Origin of the sequence: Streptomyces sp. E11-3 (genome assembly GCF_046540415.1) — a bacterium.
Taxonomy (GTDB): domain Bacteria; phylum Actinomycetota; class Actinomycetes; order Streptomycetales; family Streptomycetaceae; genus Streptomyces.
Window position 1 is genome coordinate 570889 of the sequence record NZ_JAZGRL010000001.1, and the last position, 21267, is coordinate 592155.

At 69.3% G+C, this 21267-nt stretch carries 22 protein-coding genes and 1 tRNA gene; 9 read left to right on the forward strand and 14 right to left on the reverse strand.

Features of this window, described 5'->3' with window-relative positions; translation table 11 throughout:
• Positions 1–62: 62 nt before the first annotated feature.
• From cpt to U9R90_RS02565, 6 genes are all read left to right on the forward strand, one after another.
• Complete coding sequence (cpt, locus tag U9R90_RS02540) at positions 63–596, forward strand: chloramphenicol phosphotransferase CPT (protein WP_411054706.1); 534 nt, start codon at positions 63–65, stop codon at positions 594–596.
• 121 nt (positions 597–717) lie between these two features.
• Positions 718–1365, forward strand: coding sequence for a TetR/AcrR family transcriptional regulator (locus U9R90_RS02545; RefSeq protein WP_411054707.1), 648 nt, complete (start codon positions 718–720; stop codon positions 1363–1365).
• Entirely contained in the window at positions 1362–3023 is a 1662-nt protein-coding gene (locus U9R90_RS02550; RefSeq protein ID WP_411054708.1) for an FAD-binding dehydrogenase, read from the forward strand. The genes U9R90_RS02545 and U9R90_RS02550 overlap by 4 nt, the downstream gene beginning before the upstream one ends.
• Positions 3020–3835, forward strand: coding sequence for an SDR family oxidoreductase (locus U9R90_RS02555; RefSeq protein ID WP_411054709.1), 816 nt, complete (start codon positions 3020–3022; stop codon positions 3833–3835). Before U9R90_RS02550 ends, U9R90_RS02555 begins: the two co-directional genes overlap by 4 nt.
• Positions 3836–3899: 64 nt before the next feature.
• A tRNA-Gly gene (locus U9R90_RS02560) sits at positions 3900–3993 on the forward strand.
• Positions 3994–4197: 204 nt separating this feature from the next.
• Positions 4198–6753 carry a polysaccharide lyase family 8 super-sandwich domain-containing protein gene (locus U9R90_RS02565; protein WP_411054710.1) on the forward strand — a complete coding sequence of 852 codons (2556 nt, stop codon included), beginning with the start codon at positions 4198–4200 and terminating at the stop codon, positions 6751–6753.
• Here the strand turns inward: U9R90_RS02565 and U9R90_RS02570 are convergent.
• The 7 genes from U9R90_RS02570 to U9R90_RS02600 form a co-directional block, all read right to left on the reverse strand.
• A complete protein-coding gene (locus tag U9R90_RS02570) occupies positions 6737–8842 on the reverse strand; it encodes a UvrD-helicase domain-containing protein (RefSeq protein ID WP_411054711.1) in 2106 nt (701 codons plus the stop codon). The genes U9R90_RS02565 and U9R90_RS02570 overlap by 17 nt on opposite strands.
• A 96-nt stretch (positions 8843–8938) precedes the next feature.
• Complete coding sequence (locus U9R90_RS02575; RefSeq protein WP_411054712.1) at positions 8939–9076, reverse strand: hypothetical protein; 138 nt, start codon at positions 9074–9076, stop codon at positions 8939–8941.
• Between the two features lie 134 nt (positions 9077–9210).
• On the reverse strand, positions 9211–9426 hold the full coding sequence (locus U9R90_RS02580; protein ID WP_411054713.1) for a hypothetical protein: 216 nt from the start codon (positions 9424–9426) through the stop codon (positions 9211–9213).
• A 186-nt stretch (positions 9427–9612) separates the two neighbouring features.
• A complete protein-coding gene (locus U9R90_RS02585; protein ID WP_411054714.1) occupies positions 9613–10671 on the reverse strand; it encodes a hypothetical protein in 1059 nt (352 codons plus the stop codon).
• Positions 10672–10791: 120 nt separating this feature from the next.
• A complete protein-coding gene (locus U9R90_RS02590; RefSeq protein WP_411054715.1) occupies positions 10792–11229 on the reverse strand; it encodes a hypothetical protein in 438 nt (145 codons plus the stop codon).
• A 42-nt stretch (positions 11230–11271) separates the two neighbouring features.
• Positions 11272–12393 carry an ACR3 family arsenite efflux transporter gene (arsB, locus tag U9R90_RS02595; protein WP_411054716.1) on the reverse strand — a complete coding sequence of 374 codons (1122 nt, stop codon included), beginning with the start codon at positions 12391–12393 and terminating at the stop codon, positions 11272–11274.
• Positions 12393–12704 (reverse strand): ArsR/SmtB family transcription factor, encoded by a 312-nt coding sequence (locus tag U9R90_RS02600; RefSeq protein ID WP_411054717.1) that lies wholly within the window; start codon positions 12702–12704, stop codon positions 12393–12395. Before U9R90_RS02600 ends, arsB begins: the two co-directional genes overlap by 1 nt.
• Positions 12705–12866: 162 nt before the next feature.
• Here U9R90_RS02600 and U9R90_RS02605 point away from each other — a divergent pair, with 162 nt between their 5' ends.
• Positions 12867–13280 carry an arsenate reductase ArsC gene (locus tag U9R90_RS02605; RefSeq protein ID WP_411054718.1) on the forward strand — a complete coding sequence of 138 codons (414 nt, stop codon included), beginning with the start codon at positions 12867–12869 and terminating at the stop codon, positions 13278–13280.
• The gene (gene trxB, locus U9R90_RS02610; RefSeq protein ID WP_411054719.1) at positions 13277–14272 is read left to right on the forward strand and encodes a thioredoxin-disulfide reductase; all 996 of its coding nucleotides are present in this window, start codon (positions 13277–13279) and stop codon (positions 14270–14272) included. The genes U9R90_RS02605 and trxB overlap by 4 nt, the downstream gene beginning before the upstream one ends.
• A 101-nt stretch (positions 14273–14373) precedes the next feature.
• Here the strand turns inward: trxB and U9R90_RS02615 are convergent, their stop codons facing one another.
• The 7 genes from U9R90_RS02615 to U9R90_RS02645 all read right to left on the reverse strand — a co-directional run bounded on the left by U9R90_RS02615 (position 14374) and on the right by U9R90_RS02645 (position 20741).
• Positions 14374–14748 (reverse strand): ArsR/SmtB family transcription factor, encoded by a 375-nt coding sequence (locus tag U9R90_RS02615; RefSeq protein WP_411054720.1) that lies wholly within the window; start codon positions 14746–14748, stop codon positions 14374–14376.
• Positions 14749–14856: 108 nt separating this feature from the next.
• A complete protein-coding gene (locus U9R90_RS02620; protein WP_411054721.1) occupies positions 14857–15648 on the reverse strand; it encodes a winged-helix domain-containing protein in 792 nt (263 codons plus the stop codon).
• A gap of 55 nt (positions 15649–15703) precedes the next feature.
• Positions 15704–16552 carry a phosphate ABC transporter ATP-binding protein PstB gene (pstB, locus tag U9R90_RS02625; RefSeq protein ID WP_411054722.1) on the reverse strand — a complete coding sequence of 283 codons (849 nt, stop codon included), beginning with the start codon at positions 16550–16552 and terminating at the stop codon, positions 15704–15706.
• 62 nt (positions 16553–16614) lie between these two features.
• Complete coding sequence (gene pstA, locus U9R90_RS02630) at positions 16615–17520, reverse strand: phosphate ABC transporter permease PstA (RefSeq protein ID WP_411054723.1); 906 nt, start codon at positions 17518–17520, stop codon at positions 16615–16617.
• On the reverse strand, positions 17517–18464 hold the full coding sequence (gene pstC / locus U9R90_RS02635; protein ID WP_411054724.1) for a phosphate ABC transporter permease subunit PstC: 948 nt from the start codon (positions 18462–18464) through the stop codon (positions 17517–17519). Before pstC ends, pstA begins: the two co-directional genes overlap by 4 nt.
• Positions 18461–19435: a PstS family phosphate ABC transporter substrate-binding protein gene (locus U9R90_RS02640; protein WP_411054725.1), complete on the reverse strand. Its 975-nt coding sequence runs from the start codon at positions 19433–19435 to the stop codon at positions 18461–18463. Before U9R90_RS02640 ends, pstC begins: the two co-directional genes overlap by 4 nt.
• Before the next feature lie 256 nt (positions 19436–19691).
• The gene (locus U9R90_RS02645) at positions 19692–20741 is read right to left on the reverse strand and encodes a flavin-containing monooxygenase (RefSeq protein WP_411054726.1); all 1050 of its coding nucleotides are present in this window, start codon (positions 20739–20741) and stop codon (positions 19692–19694) included.
• An 81-nt stretch (positions 20742–20822) separates the two neighbouring features.
• On the opposite strand from U9R90_RS02645, the gene U9R90_RS02650 reads away from it, so the two are divergent.
• Positions 20823–21167: an ArsR/SmtB family transcription factor gene (locus U9R90_RS02650; RefSeq protein ID WP_411054727.1), complete on the forward strand. Its 345-nt coding sequence runs from the start codon at positions 20823–20825 to the stop codon at positions 21165–21167.
• Positions 21168–21267 lie beyond the last annotated feature (100 nt).

Genomic DNA, 21267 nt, shown 5'->3' on the forward strand with positions numbered 1-21267 from the left:
AGCAGCGCAGGGCGCGCCGATATTCGTTTCGTGCGGTACGGGAAGCGCCATACCGTGGCGCGGTGACGACACAGATGATCATTCTCAACGGTGGTTCCAGCTCGGGGAAGTCCGGGATCGTACGGTGCCTGCAGGACGTACTGCCGGATCCGTGGCTGGCGTTCGGGTGCGACTCGTTCGTCGACGCCATGCCCGCGAAGATGCGGGCGTCGGACGAGGGCATCGTGTTCGCGGCGGACGGCGAGGTGAGCGTCGGGGCGGACTTCCGGGCGCTGGAGGCGGCCTGGAGGGACGGCATCGTGGCGATGGCCGGTGCGGGAGCCAGGATCATCATCGATGACGTCTTCCTCGGCTCGGCGGCGTCCCAGCAGCGGTGGCGGAAGGCTCTGGGCCACCTGACCGTGCTGTGGGTCGGCGTCAGGTGTGAGAGTGCGGTCGCCGCGGGCCGTGAGGTCGCACGAGGAGATCGCATCCAGGGGATGGCCGCGTCGCAGGCGGATGCGGTTCACGAGGGGGTGTCCTACGACCTGGAGGTGGACACGACGCACACCGAGTCCCTGGTGTGCGCGCGAACCATCGCCGCCCACGTCAGCTGATCACCGGACCGGCCGCGGGCGTCGGCGTTGCGTCAGCGCGGGCAGCCGGTCAGGCACTCCCCACCTCTTTCGATACACGCGCGTATCGGATACGTTCATGTATCGAAAGAGGTGGTGAGCCATGGCGGCACCCACGGCCCGCCGCGAGAAGACCCGGCAGCGGCTGCTCGTAGCGGCACTCGACGTGTTCGCGGAAGAGGGCTTCGGGCGTTCCACGGTGGAGCAGATCTGCGAGCGGGCCGGGTACACGCGCGGCGCGTTCTACTCGAACTTCTCCTCGCTGGACGAGCTGTTCCTCGCCATGTGGGAGGAGCGCTCGACGCAGCTGATCGCCGGACTGCGCGCCGCCCTGGCCGAGGTGCCCGACGCGACGCCGGACGAGGCGCTGCGGGCCGCGCTCCGCGCGATCCCCGTCGAGGACGCCTGGTACCGGGTGACCGCGGAGTTCACCGCGCACGCGCTGCGCAACCCCGGTCTGCGGCGGGTGATGGCCGCGCGGGAGCAGGCCATCCAGGACACCATCCTGCCGGTCGTGGTGGCCGCGCTCGGCCGGGCCGGACGCCGAGTCACCGACGCGACGGCACTGGGGCAGGCCCTGGTGGCGGTGCATGACGGCACCTCCGTACAGGTCCTGCTCGAACCGGACAGCGACGCCGCGCGCCACCGCCGCGAGGAGCTGTTCCAGCACGTTCTGCAGTCGTACAGCACACCGATCAGCACACCGATCAGCACACCGACCAGCGCACCGATCACCGAGGAGCCGCAATGAGCGAAGACGCCGATGTCATCGTGGTGGGCGCGGGGCTGGCCGGACTGGTCGCCACGTACGAACTCACCCGCGCGGGGCGCCGGGTCCTGGTCGTCGACCAGGAGAACGAGGCCAACATCGGCGGCCAGGCCTTCTGGTCGCTCGGCGGGCTCTTCTTCGTCAACAGCCCCGAGCAGCGACGGGCGGGCATCAAGGACTCCTACGATCTCGCCCTCGCCGACTGGCTCGGCTCGGCCGGTTTCGACCGCGAGCGCGAGGACCACTGGCCGCGCAAGTGGGCGCAGGCGTATGTGGACTTCGCCGCCGGCGAGAAGCGCGGCTATCTGCGCGGGCTCGGCCTGCGCCTGACCCCGATGGTCGGCTGGGCCGAGCGCGGCGGCGGCTCAGCGAGCGGGCACGGCAACTCGGTGCCGCGCTTCCACCTGACCTGGGGCACGGGCCCCGAGGTCGTACGGGTCTTCCTGGAGCCGGTGATGGCCGCCGCTGAGCGCGGCCTGGTCACCTTCAAACACCGGCACCAGGTCGACGAGTTGATCGTCGAGGGCGGGGCCGCCGTGGGTATACGCGGCACCGTGCTCGCCCCGTCGACCGAGCCACGCGGCGTCGCCTCCTCCCGCGAGACCGCGGGGGAATTCGAACTGCGCGCCCAGGCCGTGGTGGTGACCTCCGGCGGCATCGGCGGCAGCCAGCAACTGGTGCGCGAGAACTGGCCGGTCGACCGGATCGGCCCGGCACCCCAGTCGATGATCACCGGCGTCCCCGCGCACGTGGACGGCCGGATGCTGGGGATCACCGAGAGCGCGGGCGGCTCGATCGTCAACCGGGACCGGATGTGGCACTACACCGAGGGCATCAAGAACTGGGACCCCGTCTGGCCCGACCACGCCATCCGCATCATCCCGGGCCCGTCGTCACTCTGGCTGGACGCCACGGGCCAGCGGCTGCCCGCGCCGCTCTTCCCCGGCCACGACACGCTCGCCACCATGCGGCACATCGTCGGTACGGGCTACGACTACAGCTGGTTCATCCTCACGCGCGCCATCGTGGAGAAGGAGTTCGCCCTCTCCGGCTCGGAGCAGAACCCCGACATCACCGGCAAGGACATCAAACTGGTGCTGTCGCGCGTGAAGAAGGGCGCGCCAGGCCCTGTACAGGCCTTCCTCGACCACGGTGAGGACTTCGTCGTACGCCGAAGCCTCGCCGAACTCGTCGACGGCATGAACGCGATCACCCCCGGCCCCAAGCTCGACCTCGCCCAGGTCGAACGGGAGGTGGTGGCCCGCGACCGTGAGACGGCCAACCCGTACTCCAAGGACCTCCAGATGATGTCCGTCAACAACGCCCGCAACTACCGCCCGGACAAGCTGATGCGGGTGGCCAAGCCGCACCGCCTCCTCGACCCCGCGCAGGGCCCGCTGATCGCCGTACGCCTGCACCTGCTCACCCGCAAGACGCTCGGCGGCCTTGAGACGACCCTGGACTCGCAGGTCGTACGCCCCGACGGCACGCCCTTCGACGGCCTGTACGCGGCCGGTGAGGTGGCCGGTTTCGGCGGAGGAGGCGTACACGGCTACAACGCGCTTGAGGGCACGTTCCTCGGCGGCTGCATCTTCTCCGGCCGTGCCGCGGGGCGCGCGCTGGCTCGGCGGCTGGCGTGAACACCGGACGCGGCACGGGCCGCGGCACGGCCTTGGTGACCGGCGCCTCGTCCGGTATCGGGGCGGCCGTCGCCGAGGCCCTCGTCCGGCGCGGCTACCGGGTGTACGGCACCAGCCGCAAGCCATCGGCGACCGCCCACCCCGTCCCAGGCGTCGAGTACCTCGCCCTCGACCTCACCGACGAGGCGAGCATCACGGCCTGCGCCGAGGCGGCGGGCGCGGTGGACGTCCTGGTCAACAACGCCGGGGAAAGCCAGAACGGCCCCTTCGAGGAACTCCCCATGGACGCCGTGGGCCGCCTCTTCCAGCTCAACGTCTTCGGCGCCGTCCGCCTCACCCAGCTCCTGCTGCCCGGCATGCGCGCCAGGCGCCACGGCCGCGTCGTCATGGTCGGCTCGATGCTCGCCAGCTTCCCGCTCGCCTACCGCTCCTCGTACGTCGCCTCCAAGGCGGCCCTCAAGGGCTTCGCCAGCGCCGCCCGGCGCGAGGTCGCGCCGTACGGGGTCGGCATCACCACTGTGGAGCCCGGTGCGATCAACACCGGCATCAGCGAACGCCGCACGCAGTACGTGGCCGACGACTCCCCGTTCGCCGACGAGTACCGCACGATGCTGGCCGCCCTCAACGCCAACGAGGCCAGCGGCATCCCGGCCGAGAAGGTCGCCGCGACCATAGTGAAGGCCATCGAGGCCACCCGCCCGAAGCCGCTCTACGCGGTGGGCAGCAACGCACCGCTGGTCTTCGCGCTACGCCGCCTGGTCCCCCGCTCGGCCGCCGAACGGATGGTCGCCCGCCGCCACGGCCTGCGCTGACCCGCACGGCCGTCCTGCCAGTCTGTATGGAGGCGGCGGCGACTAATTCGCGTGCCGTCACGGACCGGTGCGGCTAGGCTCGATCTCGTTCAGGTGCGCAGGCTGCGGCTACTTCTCCTGCCAAGAGAGCAACGCGGGTTCGAATCCCGTCGCCGGCTTCGGCCGGTGTCGTCCAGCGGCCCAGGACGCTACGTCGCCGCCGCCGACTCTGACCTCTGAACAGCACGGCGCGAGCCGCCCGCCACGGGGGACACGGGGCGGGCGGCATCGCCGTAGCCGACCGTTCTGCCCCCTTGTCGACACCTGGGGCATCTGCTTGACTCCGCCCGCCAGAGCGCCAACTCATCACCGGCGGAGGGCACATGGAGATCAGCCGCAGACGTCTGCTGTCCACCCTGGCCGCCACCGGCCTGTTGTCCGTAATCCCCTCGCAGCGGGCGAGCGCCGCCGATGTCGCCGCGGGCAGCGCGCGGCTCCTGGCCAACACCGTGGCGTTCTTCGCCGGGACCGCCGCGTCCAACTCCCGCCCCGAGACGGCCGACAAGCTCGCCACCGTCGACAAGACAGCGCGTACGAACCTGACGGCGATGGACAACGCGGCCGAGGACGAACTGTTCGCCGGTCTGCCCCTCGGCACCAACGAGGCCAACCTCAACACCGCCTTCAGGCGGCTCTACGAGATCGCGCTCGCCACCCGCACCCCAGCGCCGAGCGGGGACACCGCCTCAGACCTGTTCGAGAACACCGTCGTGCAGCGCCGGGTGATCGACGGACTCGTCTGGCTGCACGAGCGGTACTACGGCGACCAGTCCCAGGGCTACTACGGCAACTGGTACCACTGGGAGATCGGCATCTCCCAGCACATCAGCAAGACCCTGGCCCTCCTGTCCGACCAGGTACGGGCCTACCGCCCAGCCCTCATCCGCACCTACGTCACGTCGATGGACGCCTATCTCCGCAACGGCATCGACGGGGACGTGGACCTCGACTCGCGCTTCCACACCGGCGCGAACCTCGCCGACATCACCACCAACCGCATCCTGCAAGGCGCCCTCCTCGACGACGATCTGCGCATCCGCAAGGCCCTCACCGACCAGCTGACGGTCTTCGTCACCATCGACCCCTACCACCTCAACCACGGTGTCACGGACGGCCATTACGCCGACGGCTCCTTCCTCCAGCACTCCTCCGTCGCCTACACCGGCTCCTACGGCAAGGGCCTGCTCACCCGGGTCGTGCAGACCCTCACCATCCTCGACGGCACGGGCTTCGCGCACGGTGCGGAGCTGGTGCCGACCGTACGGGGCTGGGTGCGCGACGGTTTCGCGCCGCTGATCTTCGAGGGCTGGATGATGGAGATCGTCAAGGGGCGGGCGGTGTCCCGTACGACGACCGGCTACGCCGACGTCGCGGTGATCGTCGAAGCGGTCGTCGACCTCTCCTCGCTCGCGACCGGCACCGACGCCACCGCCCTCAAGGGCTACGTCAAACACCTGCGCGCGACCACACCCACCGCGCTCGATCCGGCCCGTTTCGTCTCCCCCGTCAGCATCGTGCGCTACGCCGACATCATCGGCGACGCCTCCATCCCACCCGCGGACCTCAACCCCGCCGCGCGCAGCGTCGCCTTCAACGCCATGGACAAGGCCGTGCACCGCCGACCTGGCTACGCCTTCGCGCTGGCCCGCAGCTCCGAACGGATCAGCAAGTACGAGTACATGAACGGCGAGAACCTGATGCCGTGGTTCCAGGGCGACGGCGCGCACTACCTCTACCTCTCCGGCCAGGACCAGACCCGGTCGTACGGCGTCGACTACTTCACCACGGTCTCCCCGTACGGCCTCGCCGGTGTCACCGCGCCGGTCCAACAGCGCCGCACTATCCCTGAGTTGTACGGAAAGCCGTACTACGACAACCCCGGCCACCCACTGAACTTCACCCCGTCGTCCGAGTCCCAGAACACCTACGTCTACTTCCCGCGCGGCACCAACCGGCACTCCGGTGGCGCGGTGCTCGGGGCGTACGGCACGGCCGCGATGGTGCTGTCCGACGATGTCCCCTACCGCGACAAGGAGTCGGGCCTGCTGCCGGACGACTTCGTGGCCTACCGCAACGCGACGGCGACGAAGTCATGGTTCCTGTTCGACGACGAGATCGTGGTACTCGCCGCGGGGGTCGGCGACCTCGCCGGACGGCCGGTGACCACGACCGTCGACGCCCGTACCGCCGCGCCGGACGACCACATCTCCGCCACCGGCCTCCTGCGCGACGGCGGCCCCTGGACCGGTCCGGGCACCGCCGACCTCCACTACCTGCGCTACGCCAACACCACACAACGCGCCGCCGTCGGCTACGTCTTCCTCGACACCCCGCAGGTACGAGTCGCCCTGGACGAGGTCACCCGCAGCCGCAGAGCCGTCCGCACCGCGAACCCGGACACCCCCGTGACCCGCAACGTCTTCAGCCTGACGATTGACCAGCCCGCTGAAGCCCAGCCCTCCCACCTGGCCTACGCGTTGATACCGAACGCGACCGAGCCCGCGCTGCGTTCGTACCGCCACGGCGGCCCGCTGAAGATCCTGTCCAACACCCCGCGCCTCCAGGCCGCCGCCCACACCGGCCTCGGCCTCACAGCCGCCAACACCTTCACGCCCGGCCGCCACGAAGCCGGGGGACTCCGCATCGAGGGCCCTGCCTCGGTCCTCGTACACCGCAGGCGCCGCGGCCTGACCACCGTCGCCGTCTCCGACCCGACCATGCACCGGGACTCGGTCAGCGTCCTGATCCGCGGCAGGTCCCTGCGCAAGGTCACATCGGACGACGGCGTACGCGTCACCCCGACCCACGGCGGCACCCGCCTCGACTTCAACACCCACCACGCCTACGGCCGAAGCCTCACCGTCACCCTGCGGGGTTAGGGGCAGCCTCAGGCCGGACACTGCCCAGCCAGAGGACGTCCCTCGCCCGGGTCATCGCGACGAACAGCTGACTCCGGGCGAGTTCGGCGCGTTCGCGCGCGGTTTCGGACAGGCCGGTGTCGCGCTCCGTACTGGCGCTGGTCAGACCGGCATCGTGCTGCGGTAGGTAGACGGACTTGAACTCCAGCCCCTTGGCGCGGCGGTAGCTTCCGAGCTTGATCGCATCGACCCGATGGCCGTCGTAGTGCTCCAACAGGCATACCGGAAGGCCTGACCGGGTGAGCAGACGCTGGTAGTGGCCGATGGCCCGCATGGAGGGGCAGAGCACGGCCACGTCGGGACGCGCCGACGTGGGCAGCGACCGCAGGGCGTCAAGAAGCGCCTGATCGTGCTCGGGCCGCGTCGGTTTCACGACACGTACCACGTGCCCCTCGTGGTACGTCAGATCGACGTCCCGCAGCCCCGAAGTGGGTACCCCGTCCAGGTCCTCGAACGCGTCGTCGGCGACCAAGGCGAGCGCCGCGTCCAGAATTGCCTTGCTGTTGCGGTAGTTGATGCTCAGCACCTGTCCGCGATCGCCGCGGATGTCGATCCCCGCTTCGGAGAGGCGGAATCCACCGGGGTAGACGGCCTGCTGGCCGTCCCCGACGAGCAGCAGCCCGTTGGGCGCGTCGCCCACCAGGGCGTGCAGCAGCCGTACGCCGACGAGCGTGAGGTCCTGGACCTCGTCCACGATGACCGCCGCGTACCGAGGGCTGCTTGCTCCGCGTTCGACCTCTGCCAACGCGAGCGAGAGGACATCGTTGAAGTCGTGCACCCCGCGTTCGACACGCAACGACTCGTAGGCCTCGTACAGGGCCCACACCGCCTCTCGATGCGCCCGGCGCAGGCCTGCCCGACGGCGGCGCCGGGGCACGGTCGCGTACTCGGCGAAGGAGGTGATACCCCGCCCCTTGATGACGTGGTCGATCTCCTCGCGCCAGTACCCAGGCGCGGGATCGACCTCGGCGAGGACGCTGTCGCGCCCGACGTGCTTCCAGGCGAGGCTGAAGGCGGTTTCGGCCTTGTCGCCATGCAGCCGAACCGGGACCCCGCGAGCGTGGAGGAGTTCCTGGGCCCAGGAGTGCAGGCTCCGGAAGTCGAACCGGTCCGCGACGGCCGGGGACATGGTCTTGAGGAACGTGCCCTGAACCCTGGGCAGGTTGTTGGCGAAGGTGACGTACAGGATGCGGCCGGTGCTGCGCTGAGCGAGATAGGCGGCACGGTGCAGGCCGACGACCGTCTTCCCGGTCCCGGCAGGGCCGCTGATCCGTGCGGGTCCGGCCCAGTTGCGGCGGACCAGCGCGATCTGGTCGGGGTGGAGGAAGGTCATCCATTGTTCGATCGGGGCCCGCAGTGCTTCGTCCAGTGCGGCGTCCCGCAGACCTTCGATGTCGAACAAGCCGTCAGACGTCGGCTCTTGGGGTTGAGTCTGAGTAGGCCGCACCTGGGTGACGGCCGACTCCTCGTACTCGGGGAAGACACGCTCAAGGTGGTCGGCGATGGCGCGCACCGACGCCGGGCGAACCCGGTTGCTCTGCGACAACAGGGCGGGACCTACCGCGTGCTCTCCCAACAGCCGGATTCTGCCCAACTCGGCGTCAACGCGCTGCCCCGCGAAAACCATCAGCGGCTGGACCGCCACAGGGGACAAACCCAAGGCCGCCACCGCGCCCTCGGCGGCCTTCGTCACCGCGAGCAGCTTCTCCGCGTGGACGTCACGCGGTTCGCCTCCGGCGCGGAGCTTGCCGTCCGATACCTCCGGTTCGGACCGCCAGTTCTTCACATCGATGACGAAGACACCACCGGGGCCGATGAGCAGCATGTCCACGTTGGCCGCTCGGGTCCCCGGCCACCGGCGGTCCACGAGCAGCCGCCAGCCTCGCTCGGTCAGCACCAACAACTGTGCGGCGACCCGGCGTTCCCCTTCGCTCGCCGCTTCCCACCTACGTGCCCGCTGCCGGGCCGCCTGCCACTGCTCCCGCAGCACCCGCTCCTGCCGCCGCGCCTCCTGCGCCCTCCGAGACGCCGACCAACCAGCCGCCCCCATACCAAGCCCCCTCGCACACGGAGTAGCGATCATAGAGCGCTCCGCGACCAGAAGGGCAGGGTGCACACCGCGCCCTGGAGATCGGCCTGTTGCCGGTCACCCTCCGAGCGTGGCGCGCTCGCCGATGGCGGCACGCATGAGACGGCGCGCGCGGGCCGCCACCGTGTCGTCGCCGAGCAGTTGGATCTCCTGATTCCGCCAGCGGGACACCTTGTCGCGGAGGTAGGTCCGCAACTCGCCTGGCTGCCCGTCCAGTTCGCAGGAGTCAGCCCGATGAACTGTCCCGATTCCTCGATGCGGCCTCGACTGAGGCGTACGAGGTCCTCACCCCCAAGCAGGGCGAAGACCTCAGGCGGCAGCCGCGGCGCTCACGGGCTGCCGGCCTCCGAGATGCTTTGCGAGAGCTGGCCCACGAAGTTCAAGACCCCCTGGCCGAAGCTGGTCGGGGCGATCAGCACGCCGAACACCAGCACAAGGGCCACGGTCAGCATCTGGTCGGACCGACTTCGGGCCTGCACGCGCCGACGTAGCCGCAGGACGATGATGACCGCCAGCAGTACCGCCAAGTTGAGCGTCAGAATCATCCGGCCAGTCCTCCCATCAGGAGAGACGTCAGACATCCCGGCCTTTCTGCATAGCCCGAACCAGGCGATGCAGTGGTCCGTTTACTGGTGGTTGGCGATAAAACGCTCGCCTGGGGCCGAATTCCCCAGGCGCACAACAGGGCATAGGGCAGGCACACGGCACCCGTGCGCCGCGATGCACCGGTGCTAGAACGGTCGAGCGTACGGGGCATCCTTGACGTGCTCGTAGATCCTGCGCAGCCAGGGCTGATCGACGGCAGGCAGCCGTGCCAGCGTGTCGAGGAACACGCGCGAGTCGGGCCGGAACAGCTCCCGAGGACGCAGCGGGAGCGGATCGTCGCGAAGGACGCCGTCGGGCATTCCGCCTGTCACGGGAACGGTCAACTGATCCTGGTGGAAGGCGAGATGCAGCCACACGTCGGCGGCCAACGGCACGCTGTCCACAGTGCCGGACGGCCGCCACGCCTTCCCCGTCTGCGGATGTCGCGGAACCAGGGCGATGCTGGCGGCGGGGTCGGGCGCGGACAGCCCCGGCCCGGCCAAGGCCACCGTTTTCGCTGGCGGTCCAGGCGGGAGCAGCGCCTCAAGCGCGCGTGCGAACGTGTCCGCGACGAGGCCGTCGGGGACAGCCACCGGCATGCCCGCCGAGGCCGCCAGCAGGTGGGCCAGCGCCGCCCCGACCGCCGCCTCCCACCGTGGGCTCCACACGCCGGACGCCTCGACCGGCGGCGTGCCCTGCCGCTCCCCCGCCAGCGCCTCCCAGTCGACCGTACGGCGAGCGGGGTCGTCGGCGGGGACGCGGCGTACAGCGTCCGGGTCGAGCCACACCGCCTGCCAGTACGTGCAGTCGTCGATCCGGGTCGCCACCGCCCGCCCGCACTGCGCGCATGCGAGGTTCGGGCCATCCCTCCCGTCCAGTCCCATGCAGTAGCCATCGCATCGCTCGGGGATCAAGACGGTGCCGCGGATGTCACCCGGCGCGACGACGATCGCTCCCGGCGCCCCGAAGGAGAGCGAGTGCACCGGTGCGAAGACGCCGCGCGCCGCTGCTTCGTCCGCTCCGATCTCGCTCCACGGACGCCACGGCGGCCCGGAGGGCTCCGGGTCGATGGCGTACGTCCCCGGTTCCATCAGCGCGGGGAGCAGGGCGTGTCCGTACCGCTGACGGGCATGGACGGGAAGCGCGACCTGCGCCACAGGGGCGGTCAACACGACGCCACACCCCGCACACACGAACACGGCCATGCGTCCTCCCCCCAGCCCTTGACCCGCGCATTATCCCAGCTCACGAGCACCGGCGGGCGCGCACAGCGCCACGGGGGCGGTGAGCTGAGATACCGCGAGGGCAGTCAGCAGCCGGGTGAGCTACGCCGGCCGGAGCTCTGTCTGGTCCTTGGTCACGGTCACCTGATCGCCGTCGGCGATGCACGTCACCACGCCGGACCACCGGCCGTCGGGTCCTCGTCGCCACTGGGTGAGCAGCCCCGGTACCCAGGCACCATTCACCAGCACCCGGCATGGCTTCGCTTCGGCCGAAGGCCGGAAGTCGGGGAAACAGGGAATGCAGGCGCCCCGCCCCTCCGCCAGCGCCACGGACACCCCTATCTGCTGCGGGACGTGATTGTCCCGGCCGAAACGGCGGGCTTTCCGTTGCCCGTCATGCAACGCCTCGCAGTTCGTGGCGCGGTGGAAGACCGAGCCGCCGCTGGTGACGTAGACCCGGGCAACAAGGCCCCGAGGCACCGGAGCACACTCCGTGCACTGTCCGACCACGAGTTCATGCGCACATCGCTCATCCCCCATGCCCCGATACTCCCGGCCCGGCACGCCGCCCACAAGGGTGGATCACGTAGTGAGCTTGTCCGCCGCGAACTTCTTGCGCCAGGCCAGCGATACGTAGACGAGGGCGATCAGGACCGGGACCTCGATGAGGGGGCCGACGACACCCGAGAGCGCCTGGCCGCTGGTCACGCCGAAGGTGGCGATCGCGACCGCGATGGCGAGCTCGAAGTTGTTGCCCGCTGCGGTGAAGGCGAGAGTCGTGGTGCGGTCGTACGCGAGGCCGATCGCCTTGCCGAGCAGGAAGGTTCCGGCCCACATCACGGCGAAGTAGACCAGCAGCGGGAGGGCGATCCGGGCGACGTCCAGCGGCTGCGAGGTGATGGTCTTGCCCTGCAGGGCGAAGAGGATGACGATCGTGAAGAGCAGGCCGTACAGCGCCCAAGGGCCGATCTTCGGCAGGAACTTCGACTCGTAGGCCTCGCGGCCCAGCTTCTGCTCGCCTACGCGGCGGGTCAGGAACCCCGCGAGGAGCGGCACGCCGAGGAAGATGACCACGTTCAGGGCGATCTTCCACATCGAGATGTCGAGGCTCTCGCCGTCGCCGAGGCCCAGCCAGCCGGGCAGCAGGTCGAGGTAGAACCAGCCGAGCAGGCCGAAGGCGAGGACCTGGAACACGGAGTTGAGGGCGACCAGGACGGCGGCGGCCTCGCGGTCGCCGCAGGCCAGGTCGTTCCAGATGATGACCATGGCGATGCAGCGGGCCAGGCCGACGATGATCAGGCCGGTGCGGTACTCGGGCAGGTCGGCCAGGAAGATCCAGGCCAGCGCGAACATCACCGCGGGCCCGGCGATCCAGTTGATGACGAGCGACGAGATCATCAGCTTGCGGTCGCCGGTCACCGCGTCGAGCTTGTCGTAGCGGACCTTGGCGAGGACCGGGTACATCATGATCAGCAGGCCGACGGCGATGGGCAGCGAGACCCCGCCGATCTCGACCTTCGCGAGCGCGTCGTTCAGGCCCGGGATCGCCCGGCCCAGCCCCAGGCCGAGGGCCATCGCGAGCAGGATCCACACCGCGAGAAAGCGGTCGAGCGTGGAGAGCTTGGCGACGATCGAGGCATCGGCGATCGAGGCATCATCGCCCGCCTTTGGCGGTGCGGTGGTGCCGGGTTCGGTCGCGGTCATCAGCAGGCTCGCTTTCGGTTGGTCTCGATCGTCGTACGCGCGGTGGCGGCCAGCTCGCCGAAGACCTCGGCAAGGGCCTCGATGACCTCGGGCCGCAGCTTGTAGTACGTGAAGCGCCCGCACGGCTCGGTCTCCACCACGCCCGCCTCGCGGAGCACGCGGAGGTGGTTGGAGAGGTTGGTCTGCCGGGCACCGGTCTCTGCCACGAGATGGCTGGTGCACAGGGTCTCGTGGGCGAGCAGAGTCACGATCTGCAGCCTGAGCGGGTCGGCGACGACCCGGATCAGATCAGTGTTGGCTGACGTCATCATGGACTGATACTGTCACATCAGTGGTGGCTGACACCACCGGGTGCTGATGTGAGCCGCAGCTGAGTGGTCGAGCGACTGAGCGGCTGATGTGAGCCGCAGCCCGCGACCTGTGCGGTCAGCGGTCCAGCGCCCGCCCCCGTCGCGAGACAAGAGAGACCTCCGATGTCCGAGAAGCCCTCCGTCCTCTTCGTGTGCGTCCACAACGCCGGACGTTCCCAGATGGCCGCCGCGTGGCTGACCCACCTGGCGGGTGACCGTGTCGAGGTCCGCTCGGCCGGGTCGAACCCCGGCGACGCGGTGAACCCGGCCGCCGTGGAGGCGATGCGCGAGGTCGGCATCGACATCTCGGCCGAGGTCCCGAAGATCCTCACCGTGGACGCGGTCAAGGAGTCGGACGTCTGCATCACGATGGGCTGCGGAGACACCTGCCCCGTCTTCCCGGGCAAGCGCTACCTGGACTGGAAGCTCGAGGACCCGGCCGGTCAGGGCGTGGCGGCCGTCCGCCCCATCCGCGACGAGATCAAGACCCTGATCGAGGGCCTGATCGCCGAGATCGCCCCGGAGAAGACGGCATGAGCGACGACGTACGGAACGTCAGCGACATCCGGAACGTCATCGTCGTCGGCTCCGGCCCCGCGGGCTACACCGCAGCGCTCTACACCGCCCGCGCCAACCTCAGCCCCCTGGTCTTCGAGGGCGCGGTCACGGCAGGCGGCGCCCTCGTACAGACGACCGAGGTCGAGAACTTCCCCGGATTCCCCAGCGGCATCATGGGCCCGGAGCTCATGGACAACATGCGCGCCCAGGCCGAGAGGTTCGGCGCCGAACTGGTCCCCGACGACATCGTCGCGGTCGACCTCACCGGCGAGATCAAGACCGTCACCGACGCGGCGGGCACCGTGCACCGCGCCAAGTCCGTGATCATCGCGACCGGTTCACAGCACCGCAAGCTGGACCTCGACAACGAGGACGAACTCTCCGGACGCGGTGTCTCCTACTGCGCGACCTGTGACGGCTTCTTCTTCCGCGAGCACGACATCGCCGTGATCGGCGGCGGCGACACGGCGATGGAGGAGGCCACCTTCCTCTCCCGCTTCGCCAGGTCGGTCACGGTCGTCCACCGCCGCGACGCGCTGCGCGCCTCCAAGGCCATGCAGGAGCGCGCCTTCGCCGACCCGAAGATCACGTTCGCCTGGGACAGCGAGGTGGCCGAGATCCACGAGAAGGACGGCAAACTCGGCGGCCTCACGCTCCGCGACACCCGGACCGGTGAGACCTCCGAGCTCCCCGTCACGGGCCTCTTCGTCGCCATCGGCCACGACCCGCGCACCGAGCTCGTCCAGGGTCAGCTGGACCTGGACGACGAGGGCTACCTGCAGGTCGCCGCGCCCACCACACGCACCAACCTGCCCGGCGTCTTCGCAGCCGGTGACGTCGTCGACCACACCTACCGGCAGGCCATCACGGCAGCGGGCAGCGGCTGCGCGGCCGCGCTCGACGCCGAGCGGTACCTGGCCACCCTGGCGGACGCCGACCTCGCGACCCAGCCGGCCGCGGCCACCGCCTGACGTACGTCTGACGTACGGACTCGACCGAGGCCCGCGCGCGGCGGCACGACGAAGGGCCGGAACCCCTACCGGGTTCCGGCCCTGTCGCGTGCGGAGAACCGTCAGTGGACCGAGGGCTCCAGTATTTCCTGCACCTTGCGCAGGCCGTCATGGTTCACCGAGTACCAGGACCAGGTCCCCCGGCGCTCGCGGCTGAGCAGGCCGGCCTCGGTCATGATCTTCAGGTGGTGGCTGACTGTCGGCTGCCTGAAGCCCAGGCAGTCGGCGAGGTCGCAGACACACGCCTCGCCGTCGGGCGCACGCTCGATGAGGCGGAAGAGCTGCAGCCGGGTGGGGTCGGCGATGGCCTTGAGCATGGCCGCCAGCCGCTCGGCCTCTTCGCGGTCGATCAGCAGGCAGGCCAGGCTCGGCGAGCACGCGTCCGCCTGCGCCGTGTCCACCGCTGTCTCCGACGCCCCGTATGCAGTGATAGCCATCTATGCACCCTAAGCGGCCTGCGGATACGCCCCCGTGGCCTGCGCCACACCACAACCCTTGTTCACCAAGGGTTCACCTTTCCCGCGACACTTCCCGTGCGTAGATGCCTACGCCGTGGGCGCGGGCCGGGACGACTCCTCGGGGGCGCCGGCGAAGCAGGAGGGGCCGCAGTCCAGGCGGTATCCCATGCCGCGGATGGCGCCGATGGTGCAGCAACTCCCTGGTGCTTCACGGAGTTTGTTGCGCACCCGGCGAATGTGGACGGTGAGCGTGTTGCTCTCCAAGGCGTCCGTGCCCCACAGCGCCTGGGTCAACTCGGCCCGGCTCACCACCTTGTTGGGACGTTCCATCAGGTAGCGCAGCACCATGAACTCACGGACCGGCAACTGCAGCGGGCGCCCGGCCACGTTGACATGGAGGCCCGCGGGATCGAGCTCGATGTCACCGACCTTCAGCGGTCGGTCCGAACCACCCGGCGACCGCCCGGACTTGAGGATGGGAACGATCTCCTCCGTCCGGTACGGGCGGGCCACGGAGGCGATGGCTCCCGCTGCCACCGCGGCGCTGGCCTCCGCGGCGCCCTCACGGTCGGCACCGACCAGGATCGGCACCGGGTGGAAGCGGGAGATCAGCTCGGTGACCCGTGCGGCGTCGACGACCGGCAGTGGGGCGCCGAGCAGGATGACACGGGGGTGACGGGCCCCGGCCTGCAGGAGGGCTTCGGCTCCGTCGTGGCAGACGATGGTGCGCACGCCCGCGCTCTCGAAGCGCGTCATGGCCTTGACGGCCAGCTCCCTGTCGGGCTCGGCGAGGAGCAGGTCGGGGGTCGTGCCGTCTTCCAGCCCGCCGGGCCCGCTGTCGCCAGCGGTACTCGGCGGCTCGTGTGCGTCGGGTGTCACCCGCGTAACTCCTTCACGTAATCGCGCAAAGGGACGCGGACATCGGACGGGTCCCTCAGCCGAATCGGCCGGAGATGTAGTCCTCGGTCCGCTGGTCGGAGGGGGAGCTGAAGATGCGTGCCGTCTCGTCGTACTCGACCAGGCGGCCGTGGCGTTCCCCCTTGTCGTCGACGTCCGCCGTGAAGAAGGCGGTGCGGTGCGAGACGCGCGCGGCCTGCTGCATGTTGTGCGTGACGATGATGATCGTGAACTCCTCGGCCAGGTGCTCCATGAGGTCCTCGATCTTGGCGGTGGCTATCGGGTCCAGAGCCGAGCAGGGCTCGTCCATGAGGATCACCTCGGGCTTGACCGCGATGGCGCGGGCGATGCACAGCCGCTGCTGCTGCCCGCCGGAGAGCGCGAGGGCGGAGCTCTTGAGTTTGTCCTTGACCTCGTCCCACAGTGCGGCGTGGGTGAGGGTCTCCTCGACCAGGCCGTCCAGATCGCCCTTGAAGCCGCCCACCCTGGGCCCGTACGCGATGTTGTCGTAGATCGACTTGGGAAAGGGGTTCGGCTTCTGGAAGACCATGCCGATCCGGCGGCGCACCTCGATGGGGTCGACCTCACGGCCGTACAGGTCCTCGTCGTGGTAGAGGACCTTGCCGACCACCCGGGCGGTGGGCACGAGGTCGTTCATGCGGTTGAAGACGCGCAGCACGGTGGACTTGCCGCAGCCGGACGGGCCGATCATCGCGGTGATCTGCTGGTGCCCGATGTTCATGTTGACGTCGCGGACCGCCTCGTGGTCGGCGTAGAAGACCGAGAGGCTGCCGACCTCGAAGACCGGGCTGACCAGGTCGCGGGCTTCGCGGTAGGCGACCTTCGGTGCCCTGGTGCCGCTCGCGGCGTCGGAGGGAGGGGTCATGGGGGTCTCCTGCGAAGGGGTAACAGGCTGGTCCGGCTGAGCGGTTGAGGAGGTCACGGCGGTCACCACCGGCGGGAGTAGCGGTTGCGCAGCCAGATCGCGGCGGCGTTCATCACGAGCAGGATGGCCAGCAGCAGGACGATGGCCGCGGCGGCCAGGTGGTGGAACTCCTCCCGGGACTCGCTGATCCAGTTGTAGATCTGGACCGGAAGCACGGTGTACGAGCTCTGCAGGCCTTCGGGGTTGAACATGACGAAGGTGACCGCGCCCAGCATGATCACGGGTGCCGCCTCGCCGATCGCGCGGGACAGCGCGAGGATCGAACCGGTGGCCATGCCCGGCACCGCGGCCGGCAGGACCTGGCGCCAGATGGTCTGCCACTGGGTGGCGCCCAGGGCGAGCGAGGCGTGCCGGATGGACTGGGGTACGGCGCGGATCGCCTCGCGGGAGGCGATGATCACGACGGGCAGCACCAGCAGGGAGAGTGTGAGTGCGGCGGTGAGCACCGTGGTACCCAGGCCGAACTGCCGGGCGAGCAGGCCGAGTCCGAGGATGCCGTAGATGATCGAGGGGACCGCGGCGAGGTTCTGGACGTTCAGCTCGATGAGCCGGTTGTACCAGCGGTCGGGGTCGGCGTACTCCTCGAGGTAGATCGCCGCCATGATGCCGGTGGGCAGACAGAACAGCGCGGTGAGGCTGATGACCCAGATGGTGCCCATGATGGCCGACTGGGCACCGGCGTTCTCGGGCCTGCGGACCGAGGGGAAGTTGCTCCAGAGCCGGGAGTCGAGCCGCGGCCACGCCTCGACGAGGATGTAGGCGAGCAGCGCGACCAGGAAGATGAACCCGATGGCCAGGCAGGCCAGCAGGACCCACCGGAAGATGCTCTCGCCCGGGCGGAACCGGGGGCCGGACAGGGTCCCGCGGCCGGGCGCCGCCGGGGGTGCGTCCTTGATGGTCGCGGTCATTCGTACACCTCCCGGTACTTGCGCACCAGACGAATACTGATCAGGTTCATCACGAACGTCGCGACGAACAGCAGGGCTCCCACCGCGAAGATGGTGTTGTACTCCAGGGAGTCCACCGGTACGTCACCGGAGGCGGCGCGGGCGATGAACGCGGTCATCGTCTCCATCTCCACCAGGGGGCTGAGCGTGAAGTCGGGCTTCGCGCCCGCCGCGATCAGCACGATCATGGTCTCGCCGACGGCCCGGGAGATACCGAGTACGCAGGCGGCGACGATGCCGGAGAGCGCGGCGGGGACGACGACCCGGGTGGAGACCGTGCGCTTGCCGGAGCCCAGCGCGAACGCCCCGTCGCGCAGTGCGTGCGGCACCGCGGACAGCGCGTCCTCGGTGAGCGAGGCGATGGTCGGCACGATCATCACGCCCATCACCAACCCTGCGGCGAGGCCGTTGCGCACCTCGGGGACCATGCCGCTGGGCATGACGTCCTGCAGCAACGGGGTGATGAACGCCAGGGCGAAGAAGCCGTAGACCACTGTGGGGATACCGGCGAGTACCTCCAGGCCGGGCTTGAGCACCTTCCGTACCCGGGGGTTGGCGTACTCGCTGAGGTAGATCGCCGAACCGAGGCCGACGGGTATCGCGACGAGCAGCGCGATGCCCGTGATCACCAAAGTGGCGGCCACCAACGGCAGCACGCCGAAGTGCTTGTCGGCGAAGAGCGGGGTCCACTCCGTGGCGGTGAAGAACTCCACCACGCTGACCTGTTGGAAGAAGTCCACGGCCGGGGGGATCAGCGAGATGACGATCCCCACCGTGGTGGCCACCGAGACCAGGGCCGCCGTCAGCAGCACCCCTTTGACCGCGGCTTCGCCATAGCGCGGACGCGTCCGCCGCAGGGACCGGACACCGGTCCCCGCGGCAGACTTGGTAGGTGGGCCGGTCACTTGGCGGCCTTCTTCAGCTTGTCCAGGGACGCCTCGAGCTCCTTCTCCTGCTCGTCGTTGAGCGGGATGAACTGGGCATCCTCGGCGATCTTCTTGTGGTTCTCGACGTAGTACTCGACGAAATCGAGGACCTGCGGCTTCTTCAGACCGGCGTTCGAGGGGTAGATGAACAGCTGGCGGCCCAGCGGGGCGTACGAGCCGTCCTGCGTGGACTCCACGCTGGGCGTGACACAGCCGTCGCCGCCGTCGATGTCGACGAGCTTCAGCTTGTCCTTGTTCTCCTCGTAGTAGGAGAAGCCGAAGTAGCCGAGCCCGCCCTTGGATCCGGCCACGCCGGTCACGATGACGTTGTCGTCCTCGCTCGGGCTGTAGTCCGTACGGGAGGCGCCCTCCTCGCCGTTGATGGCGTCGGTGAAGTAGTCGAACGTGCCCGAGTCGGTGCCCGGACCGAAGAGCTTCAGCTCCTCCTTCGGGAACTTCGGGTCCACCTCGTTCCAGTTCTTCACCTTGGAGCCCGGCTCCCAGATCTTCTTCAGCTGGTCGGTGGTGAGGCACTCCAGCCAGTCGTTGTCCTTGTGGACGACCACGCTCAGCGCGTCATTGGCGACGGAGAACTTCTCGTACTCGATGTTGTTCTTCTTGCAGGTCTCGATCTCCTCGTCCTTGATCTCACGCGAGGCGTCGGAGATGTCGGTCTCGCCGACACAGAACTTCTTGAAGCCGCCGCCGGTGCCCGAAGTGGCCACCGTGACCTGGACCTTGGACTGCTCCTCGGCATAGAACTCCGAGGCGGCGCTGGACAGCGGGGCGACCGTGCTGGAACCGTCGATCTTCACCTTGCCGGACAGCGCGCCACCGTTCTCGCCGTCCGAACCCGCGTCGGACCCGCCGCACGCACTCGCGGCCAGCGTCACAGCCGCCACCAGGGCGAGCGGAGCCTTGACCCGGCGCAACGAAGTGGAAATGTTCACGACTCTCGACCCTCGCGTCTGCCGGTCACCCGGCGTATGGATCGGTGCGCAGCGCGCTCCGTTCGGACACCTTGGATCGAAGTCCTCCTATATGAACCTCGGGTGTACGGGAGCCCCATCGCGAATGAACGATAGAGGGTCATCTATATAGATGGGTTGTGATCCAGAAGTGACCGCAGGCGAGTTGAGGCTGGAGTCGCCCACTGCTACGCGTGACAGTCGCCCGCTGTCACGCAGGACAACAGGCGCCCGACCGTCATGCCCGCCGCACCAACTTCCGCAGGACGTACGCCGCGTCGCACCCGACCCCGCGCAGGGAGGCGGAGGCATTGTTGTGCTGGTATTCGAGGCCGACGTAGCCCAGGCCGCGTACGGTCGTCGAGACTCCGGCGCGATGCAGTGGGGCGCCCTGCTCGTCGAGCGCACCCGTGCCCTCCAGGTAGCCGAGGTCCGGTCGGTAGCCCGTGGCCAGGATGACGGCGTCGATGTGCTCGTGGGTGCCGTCCGCCCATACCGCGCGGTCACGTTCCAGGCGGGTGAACAGCGGCCTGCGGTCCGGGTTTCCGGAGCCGAGTGCCGCCCGGTAGCGGCCGTCGTCGATGACCGGCATGGACTGGCCGCCCAGGAAGCGACCGATGGGGGCGCTGTCGATGCCGGTACGGGTCAGCCACCAGTGCAGGTCCCGGCCGAGCGGGCGCTGGTTCATCCACCGCACGGGGTTGCGGGAGGCGAGGCTGACGCGGGCGGTCCTGGCCAGCTCGGCGGCGATCTGCACGGCCGAGTTGCCTGCCCCGACGACCACGACGCGCTGACCCGCGTACGCGTCCGGCGCGCGGTAGGCCGATGCGTGCAGGACTTCTCCCGTAAAGGCGTCGAGGCCCGGGAGTGCGGGTGTGTGCGGGGCGCCGAAGCCGCCGGTCGCGGCTATGAGGTAGGACGAGGTGAGCTGTTGGCCGGTCTCGGTGGTGAGGCTGAAGCCGCCGTTCGCGGACACCTTCGTCACGCGTTGGCCGCAGCGGATGTCGGCGCCGAGCTGGTCGGCGTACTCCTTGAGGTACTTCACCACCTCGTCGCGGCGCGGATACCGCCGCCCGTCGCCCGGGAACGGCAGACCCGGCAGCGAGGAGAAGCGGGCGGGCGAGAAGAGGGTGAGGCTGTCGTAGTAGTGCGGCCAGGAGCCGTTCGGCTCCTGGCCCGCTTCCAGCACCACGGCCCGCAGGCCGGCCTTCTTCGCGGCGTACGCGGCGGCGAGTCCCGACTGGCCGCCACCGATCACGGCGATGTCTATGTGTTCCATGCGCTCCATGACACCACTGTATCGTCATATCGGGAAGTGACGATACGTACCGCGTACACTGGAGCTCCAGCGACTGCCCGAGGAGAAGCCGTGACCGCCCCCGCCCAGCCCGACGACCAGCTGCAGGACTTCCTCAAGGCCCTGGCCAGCGAAACCCGCCAGCAGCTGATGCTGCACTTCACCGGCGGCGTCGAGCTCACGGTCGGCGAAGTCGCCGAACGCGCGGGCCTGGGCCAGTCCACGACCTCGGAACACCTGTCCCTGCTGCGTCGCGGGGGCCTGCTCACCTCGACCCGCGACGGCAAACTCGTCCGCTACCGCACCAACACCGAGGGCATCACCGAGCGCCTGACCCAACTCCAGGGATACCTGGTGAGCTGCTGCCCGCCACAGGGCGCCTCCTCCACCAACCCCTCCACCAACCCCTGCGGCTGACCCGAGACCTGGTGCTCAGACCACAGCGGCCGAAGGCCGTGGCGTCGCACTGTCGGCGGACACCACGGCCTTCGGTCTGCTTGACGCCGCGCGGCGGAGG